General features: G+C 65.8%; 14 protein-coding genes. 5 read left to right on the top strand and 9 right to left on the bottom strand.

What is annotated here, in order from left to right; translation table 11 throughout:
* Positions 1-5: 5 nt before the first annotated feature.
* The 3 genes from nirD to MTBLM5_RS12580 all read left to right on the top strand — a co-directional run bounded on the left by nirD (position 6) and on the right by MTBLM5_RS12580 (position 4,569).
* Positions 6-338 (top strand): nitrite reductase small subunit NirD, encoded by a 333-nt coding sequence (gene nirD, locus MTBLM5_RS12590; RefSeq protein WP_173976440.1) that lies wholly within the window; start codon positions 6-8, stop codon positions 336-338.
* Complete coding sequence (locus tag MTBLM5_RS12585) at positions 331-2,931, top strand: nitrate reductase (RefSeq protein ID WP_173976439.1); 2,601 nt, start codon at positions 331-333, stop codon at positions 2,929-2,931. Before nirD ends, MTBLM5_RS12585 begins: the two co-directional genes overlap by 8 nt.
* 105 nt (positions 2,932-3,036) lie before the next feature.
* Positions 3,037-4,569 carry a sensor domain-containing diguanylate cyclase gene (locus MTBLM5_RS12580; RefSeq protein WP_173976438.1) on the top strand — a complete coding sequence of 511 codons (1,533 nt, stop codon included), beginning with the start codon at positions 3,037-3,039 and terminating at the stop codon, positions 4,567-4,569.
* Positions 4,570-4,895: 326 nt separating this feature from the next.
* On the opposite strand, the gene MTBLM5_RS12575 is transcribed toward MTBLM5_RS12580, so the two are convergent.
* The gene (locus tag MTBLM5_RS12575; protein WP_173976437.1) at positions 4,896-5,111 is read right to left on the bottom strand and encodes a ribbon-helix-helix domain-containing protein; all 216 of its coding nucleotides are present in this window, start codon (positions 5,109-5,111) and stop codon (positions 4,896-4,898) included.
* Positions 5,112-5,572: 461 nt separating this feature from the next.
* On the opposite strand from MTBLM5_RS12575, the gene MTBLM5_RS12570 reads away from it, so the two are divergent.
* A complete protein-coding gene (locus MTBLM5_RS12570) occupies positions 5,573-6,004 on the top strand; it encodes a DUF2934 domain-containing protein (protein ID WP_173976436.1) in 432 nt (143 codons plus the stop codon).
* 30 nt (positions 6,005-6,034) lie between these two features.
* On the opposite strand, the gene MTBLM5_RS12565 is transcribed toward MTBLM5_RS12570, so the two are convergent.
* From MTBLM5_RS12565 to MTBLM5_RS12535, 7 genes are all read right to left on the bottom strand, one after another.
* On the bottom strand, positions 6,035-6,268 hold the full coding sequence (locus MTBLM5_RS12565) for a hypothetical protein (RefSeq protein WP_173976435.1): 234 nt from the start codon (positions 6,266-6,268) through the stop codon (positions 6,035-6,037).
* A gap of 69 nt (positions 6,269-6,337) precedes the next feature.
* Positions 6,338-6,676: an STAS domain-containing protein gene (locus tag MTBLM5_RS12560; RefSeq protein ID WP_173976434.1), complete on the bottom strand. Its 339-nt coding sequence runs from the start codon at positions 6,674-6,676 to the stop codon at positions 6,338-6,340.
* Positions 6,677-6,680: 4 nt separating this feature from the next.
* Positions 6,681-9,623, bottom strand: coding sequence for a SpoIIE family protein phosphatase (locus tag MTBLM5_RS12555; RefSeq protein WP_254431032.1), 2,943 nt, complete (start codon positions 9,621-9,623; stop codon positions 6,681-6,683).
* Complete coding sequence (locus MTBLM5_RS12550) at positions 9,602-10,507, bottom strand: formyl transferase (RefSeq protein WP_173976433.1); 906 nt, start codon at positions 10,505-10,507, stop codon at positions 9,602-9,604. The genes MTBLM5_RS12555 and MTBLM5_RS12550 overlap by 22 nt, the downstream gene beginning before the upstream one ends.
* Complete coding sequence (locus MTBLM5_RS12545) at positions 10,504-11,535, bottom strand: ABC transporter substrate-binding protein (protein WP_173976432.1); 1,032 nt, start codon at positions 11,533-11,535, stop codon at positions 10,504-10,506. The genes MTBLM5_RS12550 and MTBLM5_RS12545 overlap by 4 nt, the downstream gene beginning before the upstream one ends.
* Positions 11,532-13,628 carry an MFS transporter gene (locus MTBLM5_RS12540; protein ID WP_173976431.1) on the bottom strand — a complete coding sequence of 699 codons (2,097 nt, stop codon included), beginning with the start codon at positions 13,626-13,628 and terminating at the stop codon, positions 11,532-11,534. Before MTBLM5_RS12540 ends, MTBLM5_RS12545 begins: the two co-directional genes overlap by 4 nt.
* A 7-nt stretch (positions 13,629-13,635) precedes the next feature.
* On the bottom strand, positions 13,636-14,418 hold the full coding sequence (locus MTBLM5_RS12535; protein ID WP_173976430.1) for a hypothetical protein: 783 nt from the start codon (positions 14,416-14,418) through the stop codon (positions 13,636-13,638).
* A gap of 272 nt (positions 14,419-14,690) precedes the next feature.
* Here MTBLM5_RS12535 and murI point away from each other — a divergent pair, with 272 nt between their 5' ends.
* Positions 14,691-15,521: a glutamate racemase gene (gene murI / locus MTBLM5_RS12530; protein WP_254431031.1), complete on the top strand. Its 831-nt coding sequence runs from the start codon at positions 14,691-14,693 to the stop codon at positions 15,519-15,521.
* A gap of 13 nt (positions 15,522-15,534) precedes the next feature.
* Here murI and MTBLM5_RS12525 read toward each other — a convergent pair whose 3' ends face one another.
* The gene (locus MTBLM5_RS12525; protein ID WP_173976429.1) at positions 15,535-16,191 is read right to left on the bottom strand and encodes an MBL fold metallo-hydrolase; all 657 of its coding nucleotides are present in this window, start codon (positions 16,189-16,191) and stop codon (positions 15,535-15,537) included.
* Positions 16,192-16,232 lie beyond the last annotated feature (41 nt).

Raw genomic sequence — 16,232 nt, 5'->3', positions numbered from 1 at the left:
GACCGATGGACTGGATCAATATCGGCACGCTGTCGGACATCCCCCCTCTGGGGGCGCGCACCGTCGAGACCAGCCTGGGCGAGGTGGCGGTGTTTCGCACCGCCGCCGACGAGGTGTTCGCCCTGATCAACCGCTGTCCGCACAAGGGCGGGCCGCTGTCGGAAGGCATCGTCTCGGGCCGCAAGGTCGCCTGTCCGCTGCACAATTGGGTGATCGACCTGAACAGCGGCGCGGCCGACGCCCCCGACGAGGGCTGCACGACCGTCGTACCTGTGCGCCGGGATGGCGGTGCGATCTTCCTGGGCCTGGAAGCGGCCCGGAAGGTGGCCCATGGCTGACGGCGGGGTCAGGACCACCTGTCCCTATTGCGGCACCGGCTGCGGCCTGGTCGTCACCCCACAGGCCGACGGCTGGAAGGTGGCGGGCGATCCCCAGCATCCGGCCAATTTCGGCCGGCTGTGCTCGAAGGGCACCGCCTTGGCCGACACCCTGGCCCCCGACAGCCGCCTGCTCGGGCCCGAGGTCGATGGCCGCGCCGTCGACTGGACGCACGCGACCGCCGAGGCGGCCGGGCGCATCCGCTCGGTGATCGAGCTGCACGGCCCCGACGCCTTCGCCTTCTATCTGTCCGGCCAGTTGCTGACCGAGGATTATTACGCCGCCAACAAGCTGGCCAAGGGGTTCTTAGGGACCGCCAACGTCGATACCAATTCGCGCCTGTGCATGGCGTCCACCGTCGCCGGACATCGCCGCGCCTTCGGGTCCGACAGCGTGCCGCAATGCTATGACGATCTGGAGCTTGCCGATCTGGTGGTGCTGGTCGGCTCGAACCTGGCCTGGTGCCATCCGGTGCTGTTCCAGCGCCTGAAGAAGGCACGGGAAGACCATGGGACCCGGGTGGTGGTGATCGATCCGCGCCGCACCGATTGCTGCGACATCGCCGACCTGCATCTGGCCCTGGCGCCCGGGTCCGACGTCGCCTTGTGGAACGGTCTGCTGGCCCATTGCGAGGCGGCCGGCCTGATCGACTTCCCCTTCGTCGATGCCCACACCGAAGGCTTCACCGAGGCGCTGAGCGCCGCCCGCGCCGCCGATACCAGCCAGACAGGGCTTTCGCCCACCGACATCGCTACCTTCTTCCAGTGGTTCGCCGCCACCTCCAAGGTGGTCACAATGTTCAGCCAGGGCGTCAATCAGTCGGCTTCGGGGACCGACAAGGTCAACGCCATCTTGAACGTCCATCTGGCGACGGCGCGCATCGGCAAGCCGGGCTGCGGTCCGTTCTCGGTGACCGGCCAGCCCAACGCCATGGGCGGGCGCGAGGTCGGCGGCCTGGCCAACCAGCTGGCGGCCCATATGGGGTTCGACCAGGCCTCGGTCGATCGGGTCGGGCGTTTCTGGAACGCGGCGCGCATGGCGTCGTCCGAGGGCTTGAAGGCGGTCGATCTGTTCCGTGCCGTCGATGCCGGCAAGGTCAAGGCCATCTGGATCATGGGCACCAATCCGGCGGTCAGCCTGCCGGAAGCCGATCTGGTGCGCCGGGCCTTGGCCAAATGCCCGGTGGTGATCGTCTCGGATTGTGTCGCCGATACCGACACCATGCGCTTCGCCCATATCAAGCTGCCGGCCCACGGCTGGGGCGAGAAGAACGGCACGGTGACCAATTCCGACCGCACCATCAGCCGCCAGCGCCCGTTCCTGAGGCCGGTGGGCGAAGCCCGGTCCGACTGGCAGGCGATTTCCGCGGTGGCGGGCCATCTGGGTTTCGGTTCCGCCTTCGCCTGGAAGGATTCCGCCGCCATCTTCGCCGAATATGCCCGCCTGACCGCCTTCGAGAATGGCGGCAGCCGCGACCTTGACCTGACCGACTGGATCGGCGGTGATTACGACGCGATGGTGCCGGCCCAGTGGGGCGGCAAGCGCCTGTTCGCCGATGGCCGGTTCTTCACCGCCGATGGCAAGGCCCGACTGGTGGCGGTGACCGCCAGGCCCCCGCGTGAGGTGCCCAATGTCGATTGGCCGCTGCGCCTGAATACCGGGCGCTACCGCGACCAATGGCACACCATGACCCGCACCGGCCTGTCGGCCCGGCTGTCCGGTCACCGTTCGGAACCGTTGCTGGACATCAACCCCGTTGACGCCGCCCGGCTGAACCTGATGGACGGCGCCCTGGTCCGGGTGAAAAGCCGACTGGGCGATTATGTCGCCCGCCTGCGTGCCACCACCGACCAGCGCCCGGGCGACGTGTTCCTGCCGATGCACTGGACCGACCGATTCGCGGCGCGGGCCATCGTCGGCCGGTTGCTGGCCGGCCATGTCGATCCGGTGTCGGGCCAGCCGGAATCCAAGCATATGCCGGTTAGGGTCGAGCCGTTTGCCGCCGATTGGAGCGCGGTCCTGGTGGCCGCCGATCCCTTCGACCTGCCCGATCTGCCGTGGTGGGTGCGCCATGCCGCCGACGGCGCCCAGATCACCGAACTGGCCGGCGATTCCCCGGCCCAGGTCCAGGCCTTGGTCGCGGTTCTCGATGCCCGGTTCGGGCGGAATCGGCTGGAAGTGTTGGACCCGACGCGCGGCATCGCCCGCTATGCCTGGATGGACGGCGAACATCTGGCGGCGGCCCTGTTCGTCGGCCGCGACCGGCCCGACGTGGTGCGGGCCTGGGTGGCCCGCCTGGTCGGCCGCGCCGTCGCCTCGGCGTCGGAACGCGCCGCCGTGCTGGCCGGCAAGGCCCCGGCCGGGCAGACCGACCAGGGGCCGATCGTCTGCGCCTGCTTCTCGGTCGGACTGGCGGCCATCGAGGCGGCGATCCGCGATCAGCATCTGACCAATGTCGCCCAGATCGGCGCCGCCTTGAAGGCCGGCACCGGCTGCGGCTCGTGCATTCCCGAACTGAAAGGCCTGCTGGCCCGCAAGGTCGCGGCGGAATAGCCCGCCCCCCAAACCACCGTATGGTTGTTCGCCTGCCCATCCATGCCGAATTGACAGGTGTGGGGTGACGCCCTAAACCACGTGGTGTCGCTGGGGGGCGGGCCGATGAATCGTCCGACGTTGCATCGTTTCTATGGCTGGGTGTTGCTGGGCGCGCTGACCGCGGCGATCCTGGCGGTGTTTTCCTTCCTGGCCTGGAAGGATTTCGACGGCCGCATCACGGCGGCCGCGCGCCAGGGCCATGACACGACCTGGTTTCTTGCTCGCTCGGTATCCGAACGCTTTCGCCAATTCGACCGCGAGCTGTCCGACCTGGTCGGCCGCATCGAGGCGGCGGGGCCGGCCAGCATGAAAAGTCCGGATGTGTGGGAGCGTATGATCCACACCACCCAGTCGGTCGAGCATCTGCGGACCATCGGGCTGGTCGATCATTCCGGCCGCGTCGTCAGCCACACCGACTATCGCGACCAATTGCCGTCCATCAAGGTGGCCGATCGCGCCTATTTCAAGTTCTTCGCCGAAGGCGGCGTCCAGCGTTCGCTGTTCATCTCGCCGCCCTTTGTCACCCGGGTCTCGTCGGAAACAGCGCTGGCCCTGGTGCGCGGCATCTATCGTCCCAACGGTGCGTTCGCCGGGCTGGTGGTGATGACCATTTCGCCCGACGCCTTCGACCTGCTGGGCGGCATGCCCAATCTGCCGTCCGGCAGCGCCATCGCCATTCATCGCCGCGACGGCATCAACCTGTTCCGCGTTCCGCCGCTGCCCGGCCAGCTTGGCCAGGACCTGTCGCGCACCGCCTTGTTCACCCAATCCCTGCCGCAGGCGCCGTTCGGTGTCGCCTGGACCCGGCCGGAAGGCAGCGTCGTCGATGGCACCGAGCGGTTGTTGGCCTATCGCTCGCTGGATGAATGGCCGCTGGTGGTGGTGGTCGGCGTCCTGCGGCGGGAAATCGTTGCCGGCTGGCGCGCCGACTGGATGCGCAACGCCCTGCTGGTCGGCATCGCACTGGTCGGATTCTCGTGGCTGGCGGTGGTGGTTCAGCGCCAGATCACCAGCCGGCTCGAGGTGGAACTGGCCCTGACGCAGATGGAAATCGGCCACCGTTTGAAGATCGAAGAGGAATTACGGGTGTGGGCGACCACCGATTCCCTGACCGGAATCGCCAATCGCCGCCATTTCCTGGACATTGCCGACCGCGAGATCCAGCGAACCCGACGCTATGGGCGGCCCTTGTCGGTGCTGATCATGGATGCCGACCACTTCAAGTCCATCAACGATGGCTACGGCCACGCTGTCGGTGACGAGGCCCTGAAGGCCATTGCCCGGGTGGCGGCGACCTGCCTGCGCGACGCCGACCTGCTGGGCCGCCTGGGCGGCGAGGAATTCGGCGTGCTGCTGCCCGAGACCGACCTTGCCGGGGCGCGCGAATTGGCGGAGCGCCTGCGCGCAGCCGTCGCCGAAATCGACCTGACGGTCGCAGGCGGCTCGGTCCGGCCGACCATCAGTATCGGCGGCGCCGATTTGTCGGCCGAGGGCGAGGGGATCGATTCCGTGCTGGCCCGCGCCGACCAAGCCCTGTACCGCGCCAAGGAGCGCGGGCGCAATTGCGTCGAGCTGGTGGCCCTCGCCGCCGTTTGATGCGGCTTCTGATCTATGTCAAGGCAAGCGCCTGCCGATCAGCTTATGGTGGCGATCCGTACAAAGTACCTTCGAGGGGGAGGAACGTATGGTTCTCGATAATGAAGCGGTGATCGCTCTGGGTTTTCTGGCCGCCATCATTGTGGTGACCGCCGGGTTGCTGGTGTTCGTGGTCGGCCGCCTGAACCGCTGATCGGCGCCGCGCCAATAGATTTGCTCTTGTCTGCCGCCGCCAGGGTACCCCTGGCGGTTGACCGGGTGTCGAGCTTCCACTGCGAAGCCCGGCGCTTCGGTGCGTCTCGAGTTCCGGGGCCGGAGTTCGATGGCTAATCCTTCCTGGCTTCGTTCCGCAGATGCTCGAGAACGAAGACCCGAAGCGCCGACGACAGGTTGCCGGCCCGGTCGCTGTCGATTTCCGCCGCCATCTGGTTGATCGACTGACCGCGCAGGGCGGCGATCCGCTTCAGTTCAACCCAGAACTCCTCCTCCAGCGTGACGCTGGTCGAATGGCCGGCGACGACCAGCGATCGCTTCTTCAGCATGAGCGTAACTGGGGCAAAAGTCCGGGCACGCAGCTGCAGCAATTGCGGCGTTTTCCCTCTCCCCTTGTGGGAGAGGGGGGCCGCGAGGCGGCCGGGTGAGGGGCGCGCGCGTCGGCGCGCCATATGATGTGCTTGATACAAAGACGTTTCTTACGCGCTCGCCGCGCGTAAGACCCCTCACCCCCGCGCGTCGCGCGGACCCTCTCCCACAAGGGGAGAGGGTTGTGCTGCACGTGCCTGCCCGGACTTCTGCCCCGCTTACGCATGAGATGGGTAACCCCCTTGTTTTAAAACGGTTATTTCACCGAACGGTAACCGTTGCGGGCTTGCGAGTCCAGGTCGGTCCAGCCATACATCCAAGGTGACTAAGCGTTCACCCTGATTGCCGTCAGGGGCGAAGATTCGTACACTCGCCTGCGGTTGGGGTGGGCGAAGATTATGCTCTCGCAGGGGAGGATCTCATGTCGTTCGCAGCCATTCCTGTCCGTCTTTCCCTCGAGGAAAGCAGCGCCGTCGCCCTGCTGGAAGCCGCCGAAGAATTATCGACCGCACACGATGCGGAACGCTTTGTCGCCGCCCTGGACACCAATCATCGCGTATGGATGGCGCTGTCCGATGTTGCCCGGCGGTCGGCCTGGAAGGTGTTCGAGCGCAGGCTGGCCGATTTCGTGATGACCACCACCCGCAAGGCCGGCAAGGGCGTGCGCGACGACGACGTGGAAACGCTGATCGGGATCAACCGTGACCTGTCGTCGCGCCTGGCCAACGGGCGTGATCTCGGTGCGATCAGGCGCCGCGCCCACCTGGCCTGGCAAGAGGGCGGCAAGGGTCGTGGATTGTCGCTGGATCGCTGGCTTATCGCCGAGATGGAGCGCAAGGCGCAGGCGCACTGACGGCCCCGCCCGGATCGTTCGAGATTCGCGCTAGACGTCGCGCTCGGGATCGATGTCGTGGGCGCGCTTGCCGTATTTGTCGGTAAAGGACGCCCCGGTGGCGATCTCGACATGGTCGCGGTGATATTTCGACACCTGATGCAGCATGCGATGTTGCGCCTCGAACAGGTGTTTCCACATCTCCAGGCTTTGACGGGAGGCCGTGGCCCACGCCTGGAACCATGCGGCCTGGAATGCGTTCAAGTCCTTCATGGGATCAGGCATGGCTTTCCTCCCGCTATAGTGGGTCGGACCATTGTATCAGAGGATACCGGCCCCGACCAGCCCGCCCCCCTAGGCCGGGGGCATGGCCGCGACGGCGGCCGCGCGGTCGGGATGAATCTGCAAGATCTTGGCGAAGCCCGAGACGTCGAAGATTTCGCGGATATGCGGCTTCATCGAGCACAGGGCGAACTTGCGCGGTGCGCGGGTCATCTTGGCGCCGACCAGCACGACGCGCAGGCCGGCGCTGGAAATGTAATCCATTTCGGCGAAATCGATCAGGATGCGCGGCGCGCCGGAATTGACCACCGCCACCACCTTGGCTTCGAAGGCCTTGGCCGTGGCGCTGTCGACACGGGCGATGGGAACCAGCACCGTCACGCCTTCGCTCACTTCTTCCCGGATTTCCATAATCTCAACTCTCCTGTTCCGCGGTACCCTTCCACAGGGTCACGACGTTGCGCCCGTCTTCGCGGCGATACTCGGTTTTATCCATAAACTCCTTCACCAGGAAGACCCCCAGCCCGCCGATGGGGCGGTCGTCCACCTCCAGGGCCAGGTCCGGCTCGGGGGCGTCGGTGAAGGGATTGTATTCGGCCCCGTCATCGATGATTTCGGTCATCAGCGTGCCGTTGTCTAGCACGAACCGGACATGAATGTCGTGATGATGATCATCTGAATACCCATAGGATATGATATTGGTGATCAGTTCATCCAGGCAAAGGTTCAGGTTGAAGGCGATTCGTTCGGGCATGCCGTGCCGCTCGACGAAGGAATCGACCAGCCCGGCCAGGCGTTCCAGTTCAGCCAGATCGTTGCTGATGACCACCTTCAAGACGTTGTGATCGTGGTGTTGCATGGCCGTCGCGGCAACCGGGGGCGTCGCGGCAACCGGGGCCGGCGTCGGAACAGGTGCGGGTGGCGGCGGGGCAACGGCTGCGATCTTCGGCTTGTTGATGATGCGGATGGCCGGCTTGGCCGAGACTTGGGCCGCAGGCGCAGGCGCAGGGGCAGGGGCGGGCTTTTTGACGGCGACCGTCACCGGGGGCTTTGGTTTGGTCACGATTGTCGGCCGGATCACCTTTACCGCCGGGGCGGCGGTCGGCGGAGCCGGTGTCGGAACCGGCTCTGGGGACGGCGTGACGGGCGGGGGGGCGGCATCCATGCTTATGACCTCGACCGACGGGGTGGCCTTGAAACCTGTCAGCATCAACCGGCGATCCGGTTCGTCGAAGGCTTCCAGGTCGGTGCTGACCCGATCGAAGCTCAAGGACAGCATGGTGATGTCGTCGAATTGCGGCGCTTCGCCGACGAAGGCTTCGACCGCGCTGTGCACCTCGGCGATGATGTCCTGCGGGGCATATCCCCCCAGGGTCCCCAGCTTCTCGATCAGGCGTGGTTCGTCGTAGAGGGCCGAGACGACGTCCTGAGCTTCGGTGACGCCATCGGTATAAAGCAAGATGGTGTCGCCGGGGTTCAACTGGAAGGTACCGGTTTCGTAATCCAGCCCTTCCATCACGCCCAAGGCGACGCCCGAGACATCGCGGATGGCATCGACCTCGCCGCTGGTGCGCAGGATCAAGGACGGCGGATGTCCGGCATTGCAATAGGCCACCTGGCCGTCACGGGTGTCGAGCACCGCATAGAAGCAGGTGGCGAACAAGGTGTGCGGGTTGTCGGCCGACAACATGGTGTTGACGAAGGCCAGGCACTCGCCGGGGCTGGACGACAACGGCGCCACCGCCTTGATCAGCGAGCGGGCGATCGAGATGAACATCGCCGCCGGGACGCCCTTGCCCGAGGCGTCGCCGATGACGAAGCCCAGATGGTACCGGTCGATCAGGAAGAAATCGTAGAAATCGCCGCCGACCTCCTTGGCCGGGACCATGCCGGCATGGATGCGGAACTCGTCGCGGTCGGGGAAGGGCGGGAACACCTGGGGCAGCGACGACAATTGCAGTTCGCGGGCGAAATCCAGTTCCTGGCGCAGCGCGTCCAACTGTTCGCGGGTCCGCAAGGCTTCGCGCAGCACTTCGGCTTCGCGGGTCCGTTGCGTGATCAGTTCCTGCAAGGACAGATGCTGTTCGCGGATGCGGTCCGACATGGTCTGGAACGCCACGCCCAGCACTTCCAGCTCGCCCTTGCCGGAATCGGTGTCGCCCGCTTCCTCGGGACCGCGTTCGGCCATGGCCTCGATCTGCTTGAGGTCGGCCAGCACGGCGGCGCGGGCTTCTTCCTCCAGCATTTCGCTCATCTTCAGCATCTGCAGGCGGATATACAGTTCCTGGCGGCGGCGCTGACGTTCGCGGCGCTGCTGCATCAGTTCCAGCTTGACGACGTTGTCGCGGAACACGCCGACCGTACCGGCGATGCGGCCGATTTCGTCCTGGTCGTTCTTGACCTCGAGGGTGACCGAGGTGTCGCCGCGCGACAGCGCGTTCAGCACGGCGATGGCCTCGTCCAGCGGGTGGAAGGACCGGCGCAGATAGACGGTGAACAAGGCCAGCAGCACCACCAGGAAACCGCCGACCGAGCCGATGGCGATCTGGCGGATCTGGCGCTGGCGGGTCTGGGTGGCGGTGACGTCGCGGGCGGTGACCAGGGCGCCGATCACCCGGGACGCGCCGTCATAGACCGGCAACACGGCGACCGAATAGAAGATTTCGCCCTGCTGCCAGGTTTCCAGCCGTGACTTGCGGACGGAAATCTTGCCTTCGAAGATTTTCCAGATGGAATCGTCGGTCCCCAGCGACAATTGGCCGATGCGGTCGACCAGGAAGATGTCGGACCCGGTCGAAATCTTGAATTCGGCCAGGGGCGGCTGCATGTCGGCGGCCAGCACGGCGACGCCGATCACCTCGCCCTTGTGCTCGATCGGGAAGGCCAGGGTGGCGGTGAAGGTGCGGGACGCGTCTTGCAGCACACCGCGCACCGATTTGTTGGAATCGACGATGGTCCGGACGGTGCCGGCATCGACCGTCGGCGGTTCCAGCAGCGAGCCGCGCGAATTGTACAAAAGCTCGCCGTCGCGGTTCATCACTTCGAAGCGGCTGACCCGGCCGCGCGCCCGCATGCCGTCGGCGATCGGCACCGCCAGGGCCAGGATTTGCGTGGGGTCGCGCTTTTCCACCGCCTGGACCAGGGATTCGTCGGTGGCGACGGCGCGGGCATCGGTTTCCAGCCGCTGCACGGTGTTTTCCACCAGCTTGCGCCAGAAGATGTCCTGTCCGTTCAGCGTCGCCTGGGCATAGCGTTCGTCGGCCAGTTCCTCGCTCTTGATGGCGGCGAAGGTCAGGCCGGCCACCAGCAGCGAAAAGCTGACCGTGACGATCAGGGTTACGCGTGTCCGCAGCAGCATGACGCCCCCACTCCTTTGGCCGCGGTATGGGCGAGATGGTCGATGCGGGCGTGCAGCGCCTCGGGGACGAAGCTGCGCAGCTCCTCTAGATAGTCCGCGGGATCGTAGATACGAAGGCCCTTGGCGGCGAAATCCTTGAACGAGTCGGCGCCCGGCAGCGACCCATAGGCCCGTTGGCTGCGATCCTGCTGGGTCAGGACCGGCTGGCGCCCCTCGCGCAGGCCGTCCAGCACCTGGAAGAACAGCTCAAGGCCGGGCCGGTAGGTCTGGGTCACATGCCACAACAGCGACCGCGCCGGATCGATGTCGATCCAGCCGATGCCGGCGATCGGGCCGGTATCGATGCCGCGATCGACTTGATGCAAGGTGCAGCCGATGCGCTTGGCCCCGTCCAGCATGCAGCGGAAGGGCGCGAACAGGCCGGCATAGCGCGGCAGCGCGCCCGGATGGACGTTGTAGGTGCCGAGCGGCGGAATTTCGAAGATGTTCGGCTTGAAGATCAGCGAGAACCGCGCCGACAAGATGATGTCGGGGGCGAAGGCGCGCACCAGGGACTCGCCTTCTGGGCCGTTGATGTCGGCGACGACCTGGATCGGGATTCCGTAGCGCCGGGCCAGTCCGTCGAAGGTGGCGTGGTGGCACGTATCGTCACCGGTGGCGTCGATCAGCGGGAAGATGGTGTCGATCGGCAGGTCGCGTTCGAGGAACTTGATCTCGGCCAGTTCGGGAACCGCGTTCTCGACCGGGCGGGTCTTGTCGGACAGCAGCACCATCACCTGGTCGCCTGCCAGATGCGCCAAGACCTGGTTCAGCACCATGGCCCCGGCCAGGTCGCGTTTGGTGCACACCAGGATGCGCAAGCCCTTCTTGGCCTGGCTGGTCATGGCTTACCCCCCGGACCGTCGATCACCTCGGCCAGGCTCAGCAGGTTCATCGGCGGATAGATGCCCAGCGCCCGCACCACCGGCATGTTCAAGATGATCGACAGCCGCTTGGGCGCGTCGATGGCGATGTCCTGGGGCGCCTTCTTGTGAACCAGGATCTGCTCGGCCTTGTAGGCGGTCAGCTGGCCGACGGTGTAATAGCGATAGACCCCGCCGATCAGCGCCTTCGAGCTCACCACCGGGTTCTCGGCCGCCGCGAAGGTCGGCAATTGCTGGTCCAGCGCCGCCTGGGTCAGGATGTCGCGGTTGACGTTCAAGAAGGTGTCCGGCGGGATATAAAGGAACCCCACGCCGGATTCCTTCAGGCTGGCGACCTTGCCGGGGATGCTGGCCGCCACCGGCTTGCCCTCGACCACATCGACCGGGGCGACGATGACCTCGAAATCCTGGGCGGCGCCCAGCTCGCGCAATTCGTCGATGGCCACCAGCGAGTTGCGCTCCAGCGGGTTGTAGACCATGCCCAGACGCTTGACCGGCAGATAGGAGCGAAGAAGGTTCACCTGGGTTTCCATCGGCACCAGATACGAGGTGCCGGTGATGTTGCGGCCCGACGAATTCAGGTTGGGCACCATCTTGGCGCCAACCGGCTGCGAGACGATGGCGAACACCGCCGGGATGTCGGTGATGTGCTTGGCCGGATCGACCTTGTCGAAGGTCCCCAGCATCTCCTGGGTGACGGTGGTGCCCCAGGTGAACACCAGATCGACCTTCATCTCCTTGGCCTCGGCGACGAAGCCGGGCAGCTTGCTCTTGTCCTGGGCGCAGTCGCGGATGATCAGCTCGACCGGGATGCCCTGGTTGGTGAAATAGTCCTTGAAGCCTTGCGAGGCCTCTTCCCAGCCGCGGAACAGCGCCATGTAGATGCGGTAGGGCCGGTGCGGTTTGGTCGGCTGCGCGGCCAGCCCCGAAGGCCAGGCCGCCACGGCACCCAATCCCCCCAGTCCGGCCAGGAAATCGCGGCGGATCATTCGCCATCCTCCTCGGCAACGAGATGCAGGCCGCTGCCGAAGGCGAACGAGCACACCACGAAGATCACCGACAACACCAGCACCACCCCGCCCAGGGCGACCACCGCCCCGGTCAGACCCCAGATCGGAATGAAGGCAGCCGCCAAGACCGGCCCGACGATCGAGCCCAGGCGTTCCACGGTGCGGACCAGGGCCAGGACCCGGGTGCGCCCGAAGGTGTGGCACTCGATCCAGCACAAATCGGGGACCAGCGCCAATTGCGGCGAGGCCGACAGACCGTGCGACACCCCCAGGGCGATGATGGCCAGCGCGACCGCCATCGACGGGTCCAGGCCCAGTTGCGGCAACGGCAGCAACAGGCCCAAGCCGCCGATCAGGCCGCCGATGGCCACCAGTCCGGTACGCCAGCCGGTCAGGTCCGAGATTCGCGACGACACCGCCGACAAGATGGCCATGATCAGCGGATACAAGACGATGGTGCGGCCGATCTCGGGCAGCGACAATTCGGCGCGCCACAGAATCACCGGGACCAGGAAGAACAGGAAGCCGGTCAGGGCCATCTTGGCCGGCACCGCCGCGAACAGCAGCAACGCGGTGAAGCGCCAGTTGGCGAACAGGCTGAACAACGACTTGCCCTTGTCCGACCCGTCGCCGTCGTCGCTGGCCTTGCCGTCATCGACGCCGGGATCGAGCAGGCGGTGGACCAGCCAGCCGGAAATCGCCGCCAGCGCCGCCGAAACGACGAAGGTGGCGTCGAAGCCGACCCGTTCGGCCAGCACGCCGCCCATGGCGGTGCCGCAGATCGAGGCGGTCAGCACGGCGCCGACATAGATGCCCAGGCCCTGGGCCCGCTTGCCTTCCAGTGTGGCGCGCGAGATGTAGGTCTGGCAGGCGACGGTGACCAGGGCGTAGCCCAGTCCCGACACGATACGCAACACGATCAGCTGAACCACCGAATCGGCGAAGGCGGTCAGGAAATAGCCGCCCGCCGCCGGAATCAGGCCGGTCAGGAACACCCGGCGGGTTCCCAGCCGGGCGATCACCGAACCGGCCCAGGGCGAGGCCACGGTGATGCCGACCATGAACATGGTGATGGGCAGGGCCATCAGCATTTCCTGGGTGAAGGGGCCGAAGCTCTGGCCGAATTCGCGGGCATAAAGCGGCATGAAGGCGCGGCCCATCTCCTCGGCGAAGACGAACAGGAACAGCGGCAGGCGGATGTCGGTGGCCAGGCGTTCGCTCAATACCGCCGGTCGGCCGGATTCGGCGAAGCGATAGAGGAACTTGACGCGGTCGGCGATCTCGGCCACCCGCTCGACCACGCTTTTGTCGAAATGGGCGGCACGGACCTCGTCGATATAGGCCATCAAGCTGCGGTACTGGTCGTCGGCGCGGCGGATGGTGGTCGACAAGGTCCGGACGAAATGCCCGACCTCGTCGCCCGACACGCCCCCGGCGACGTGGGAAAAGTCGCCGCGCCGCGCGCGATCGACCACCAGTCCGACCAGCTTCATCGGGCCGGTGACGTTGAAGAACACCACGAACAGCAAGATCTCGAAGGCGACGATCAGCGAGGCCACCAACACCACGGCGATGTCGTAGAAGATATCGGACAGCCGACTGGCGATGTAGCCCTGGTCGAAACCGACATGGACGGCCGCGACCCGCTCGCCCTTCGACTGAACCGGCAGCGCCAGATCCAGGAAGTCGCCGATGGTCAGATTGGTCGCCTGCCCGGCTTCGCGGTAATGGGGTTCAAGGTCGGCGGACGGGGCGCCGGTGACGAACAGCACGCGACCGTCGGGGGCCGAGATCGCCAGGTAGCGCAGTTCCGGATTGGCCATCAGCACCGGCCGGAAGAATTCATCGACACCCACCAGATGGTCGATGGGAATCCCCAGATCGACGGCGCGTTCGACCTGGGCGGTGATGTCGCGCCCGATGGCGGCGGCCTTCTTGTCCAGTTCCGGAACCATGCCGCGTTCGAACTCGCCCAGGGCGCGGAAGGTGATCATCGCCACCGGAGGCACCAGGATCAGGATCGCCAGGACGAACAGGCGGACCAGCAGGGGACGTGAGCGGTCGAGTCTCATCGGGGCCTCACGCCAATCGATCCAGCCGTTCGACCTCTTGGGTCGATTCGGCGATGTGTTCCACGGCCTCGCGCGTCTTGGCGACGAATTCGGCATAGCGGCTTTCGAAACCGCCCTCGTCGGTCGGGTCGGGCTCGGCATCGCCGCCCTCGGCCAGCACCGTGGCCAAGGTGCGCTCCATGGCGCGAAGGCGTCGGCCGACCGATCCCAGCAGGACATAGGACGCCACCAGGGCGATCACCGAGAACAGGCCCAGGGCGGCCAGCAGTTCGACGGCGACACGGCTGAGCAGCGGACCCAACTCGCGGTCGATGAAGGCCGACGGGAAGCGCAGCACCACGGCCCCTTCGACCTTGCCCAGATTGTTGACCAGCGGCAGTCCGACCAACTGCATGTCGTCATCCATCAGCGAGAAGGGCTGGCTGGACGGCTGGGCCAGCGGCTCCAGCCACTTGGCCGGCACGCTGATGCCGATGCCGCCGCGATCGGTGTTGAACAGCACCTCGCCCCGCGCGTCATAGATCTCGATGCCCAGAATCTGGTCGTCGCGGACCTTCTCGAGTTCGATGGTTTCCTGGATTTGCCGCAATTGGCGCAGGGCCAGGCCCAGGTTCAGGCGGTCCTCGATGTTCTTCTTGATGGTGAAGACGACAAAGCTGTAGCGCGACCTGACCAGCGAGGACAGCACGTCCTCGAATTTGAAATAGCCGAACACCGCCGTCAGCAGCCCTGTGCATAACAGGATGGCCACCAATGCCGCCGAAACCTTCCGGGCGAGAGACCACGACATCGGCTAGTCCTTTGCCGCCGAAGCGAGCGCAAGGGCAAGTCCTGCCTTCGCACGAAGCCTGAAGGTGAGCCGCATTCTATTCCCCGAACCCAATGGCACGCCGACCGAGAAGGTACATATTCCCGACAATCCCCACCTGGCTTTATAGGCTATTTGTGCGCAGGCGCCAAGCAAGCCTTGGTAGTGTGCGAAATTAGTCCCACTTGGCGGAAAAATCCGCTATTCAACCGGCGACCCTTTCTTGCCACGCGCAAAAGCCGGCTGACTATCCAGTGATCACCCTAAAAAGCCAACAAAACGCCCTGCCTGTTGGAATTTTCGACTCAGGAATTGGCGGTCTGACCGTCGCTGCCGCACTGCGTCGCCGGCTGCCCGGCGAATCACTGCTGTATCTGGGTGATGTGGCGCGTCTGCCCTATGGAACCAAGTCCCCCGAGACGGTTATTCGCTATGCCCTGCAAGGGGCCGACCATCTGCGGGGGCAAGGCGTGAAGATGCTGGTCCTGGCCTGCAACACCGCCTCGGCCCACGCCCTGGCGGCGGTTCGCGACCGTTTCCCCGATCTGCCGGTGGTCGGCGTGGTGGAAGACGGCGCAGCCCTGGCGGCCAAGGCATCGCATTCCGGCCGGATCGTCGTCGCCGCCACCGAGGGGACCTGTACGTCGGGTGCTTTTCCCAAGGCGATCCTGGCCCATCGGCCCGATGCCCGGGTGACGCAGGTGGCCTGTCCGATGTTCGTCGCCCTGGCCGAGGAAGGCATGGAAGCCGGGCCGATCGCCGAAGAGATGGCCAAGTCCTATCTGGGCGCCTTGTTTACCGGAGACCAGCCGGCCGATTGCCTGGTGCTGGGATGCACCCACTTTCCGCTGCTGCGCCCGGCCATGCGGGCGGCGCTGGGCGACGGGCCGGTCTTCGTCGATTGCGCCGACGCCGTCGCCGAGGAAGTGGCCCGCGTGCTGAAGATGCGGGGCTTGGCCGCCACGGGTGGCGAGGCGAGCGTGCGTCTGGTCACCACCGACGGACCGCACCGTTTCGCCAAAATGGCGGCGCGCTTTTTCCCCGAACTGGGGCCGGATCCGGCGGTCGAGATGGTGGATCTTTAAGCGCGAGCCGCGCTTACGACATCATCCGCCACCAGCGCCGGGCCTCGCCGGCCGGCCATTCGGGGCCATGGCCGGAAAACAGCTGGCAGGTGTCGGGCAGCAGACCCAGGAAGCGCGGGATCGATTCCCACAGCTTCTGTTCGCTGCCGCCCGGCAGGTCGGTGCGGCCGACGCCGTGGCGGAACAAGGTGTCGCCGGTCAGGGCGAAATCACCGAAATCGAAGCAGATGCCGCCGGGGGTGTGGCCGGGGGTGTGGATCACGCGGATCGCCTTGCCGCCCAGTTCCAGGTTCGGCTCGCCGCTGAAATAGGTCACGTTGCCGGGACCTTCCTGGGCCTGGCCGGTGAAGCTTTTGTTCAGGTCGCTCGAGCGGGCGATGACCGACGCTTCGTCGGCGTGGGCCACGGTCGGTATCCCCAGTTCCAACTCGAGGGCGCGGGCGGCGCCCAGATGGTCGGGATGGCCATGGGTCAGCCAGATCGCCTTGGGCGTGCCGTTCATCGCCCGCACCACTTCCAGGATGCGGTCGGCGTCGCCGCCGGGATCGACGATGGCGATCTCGCCGCTATCCTTGTGGCGGACGACATAGCAGTTCTCGTACCAGGGCGGGCTGGTGACCACCACGGTCAACGCGAATTCGCCGAAGGAATCGAACTGTTGCGCGGTCATGGGCCTACAATCCTCGTCAAAATGCACTTCTTCGGTCCCGT

The organism is Magnetospirillum sp. LM-5 (assembly GCF_902729445.1).
GTDB lineage: Bacteria > Pseudomonadota > Alphaproteobacteria > Rhodospirillales > Magnetospirillaceae > Magnetospirillum.
Note: the sequence above shows the minus strand (reverse complement) of the source record. Positions and strands in the feature narration are given on the sequence as shown.

What these genes read in the sequence shown, in the direction of transcription:
- MTBLM5_RS12545 (WP_173976432.1), bottom strand. Translation starts at nt 11,535, where the DNA reads ATGATCCGCCGCGATTTCCTGGCCGGACTGGGGGGATTGGGTGCCGTG.
- MTBLM5_RS12580 (WP_173976438.1), top strand. Translation starts at nt 3,037, where the DNA reads ATGAATCGTCCGACGTTGCATCGTTTCTATGGCTGGGTGTTGCTGGGC.
- MTBLM5_RS12550 (WP_173976433.1), bottom strand. Translation starts at nt 10,507, where the DNA reads ATGACCAGCCAGGCCAAGAAGGGCTTGCGCATCCTGGTGTGCACCAAA.
- MTBLM5_RS12585 (WP_173976439.1), top strand. Translation starts at nt 331, where the DNA reads ATGGCTGACGGCGGGGTCAGGACCACCTGTCCCTATTGCGGCACCGGC.
- MTBLM5_RS12540 (WP_173976431.1), bottom strand. Translation starts at nt 13,628, where the DNA reads ATGAGACTCGACCGCTCACGTCCCCTGCTGGTCCGCCTGTTCGTCCTG.
- MTBLM5_RS12565 (WP_173976435.1), bottom strand. Translation starts at nt 6,268, where the DNA reads ATGCCTGATCCCATGAAGGACTTGAACGCATTCCAGGCCGCATGGTTC.
- nirD (WP_173976440.1), top strand. Translation starts at nt 6, where the DNA reads ATGGACTGGATCAATATCGGCACGCTGTCGGACATCCCCCCTCTGGGG.
- MTBLM5_RS12570 (WP_173976436.1), top strand. Translation starts at nt 5,573, where the DNA reads ATGTCGTTCGCAGCCATTCCTGTCCGTCTTTCCCTCGAGGAAAGCAGC.
- MTBLM5_RS12560 (WP_173976434.1), bottom strand. Translation starts at nt 6,676, where the DNA reads ATGGAAATCCGGGAAGAAGTGAGCGAAGGCGTGACGGTGCTGGTTCCC.
- MTBLM5_RS12555 (WP_254431032.1), bottom strand. Translation starts at nt 9,623, where the DNA reads ATGCTGCTGCGGACACGCGTAACCCTGATCGTCACGGTCAGCTTTTCG.
- MTBLM5_RS12525 (WP_173976429.1), bottom strand. Translation starts at nt 16,191, where the DNA reads ATGACCGCGCAACAGTTCGATTCCTTCGGCGAATTCGCGTTGACCGTG.
- MTBLM5_RS12575 (WP_173976437.1), bottom strand. Translation starts at nt 5,111, where the DNA reads ATGCTGAAGAAGCGATCGCTGGTCGTCGCCGGCCATTCGACCAGCGTC.
- MTBLM5_RS12535 (WP_173976430.1), bottom strand. Translation starts at nt 14,418, where the DNA reads ATGTCGTGGTCTCTCGCCCGGAAGGTTTCGGCGGCATTGGTGGCCATC.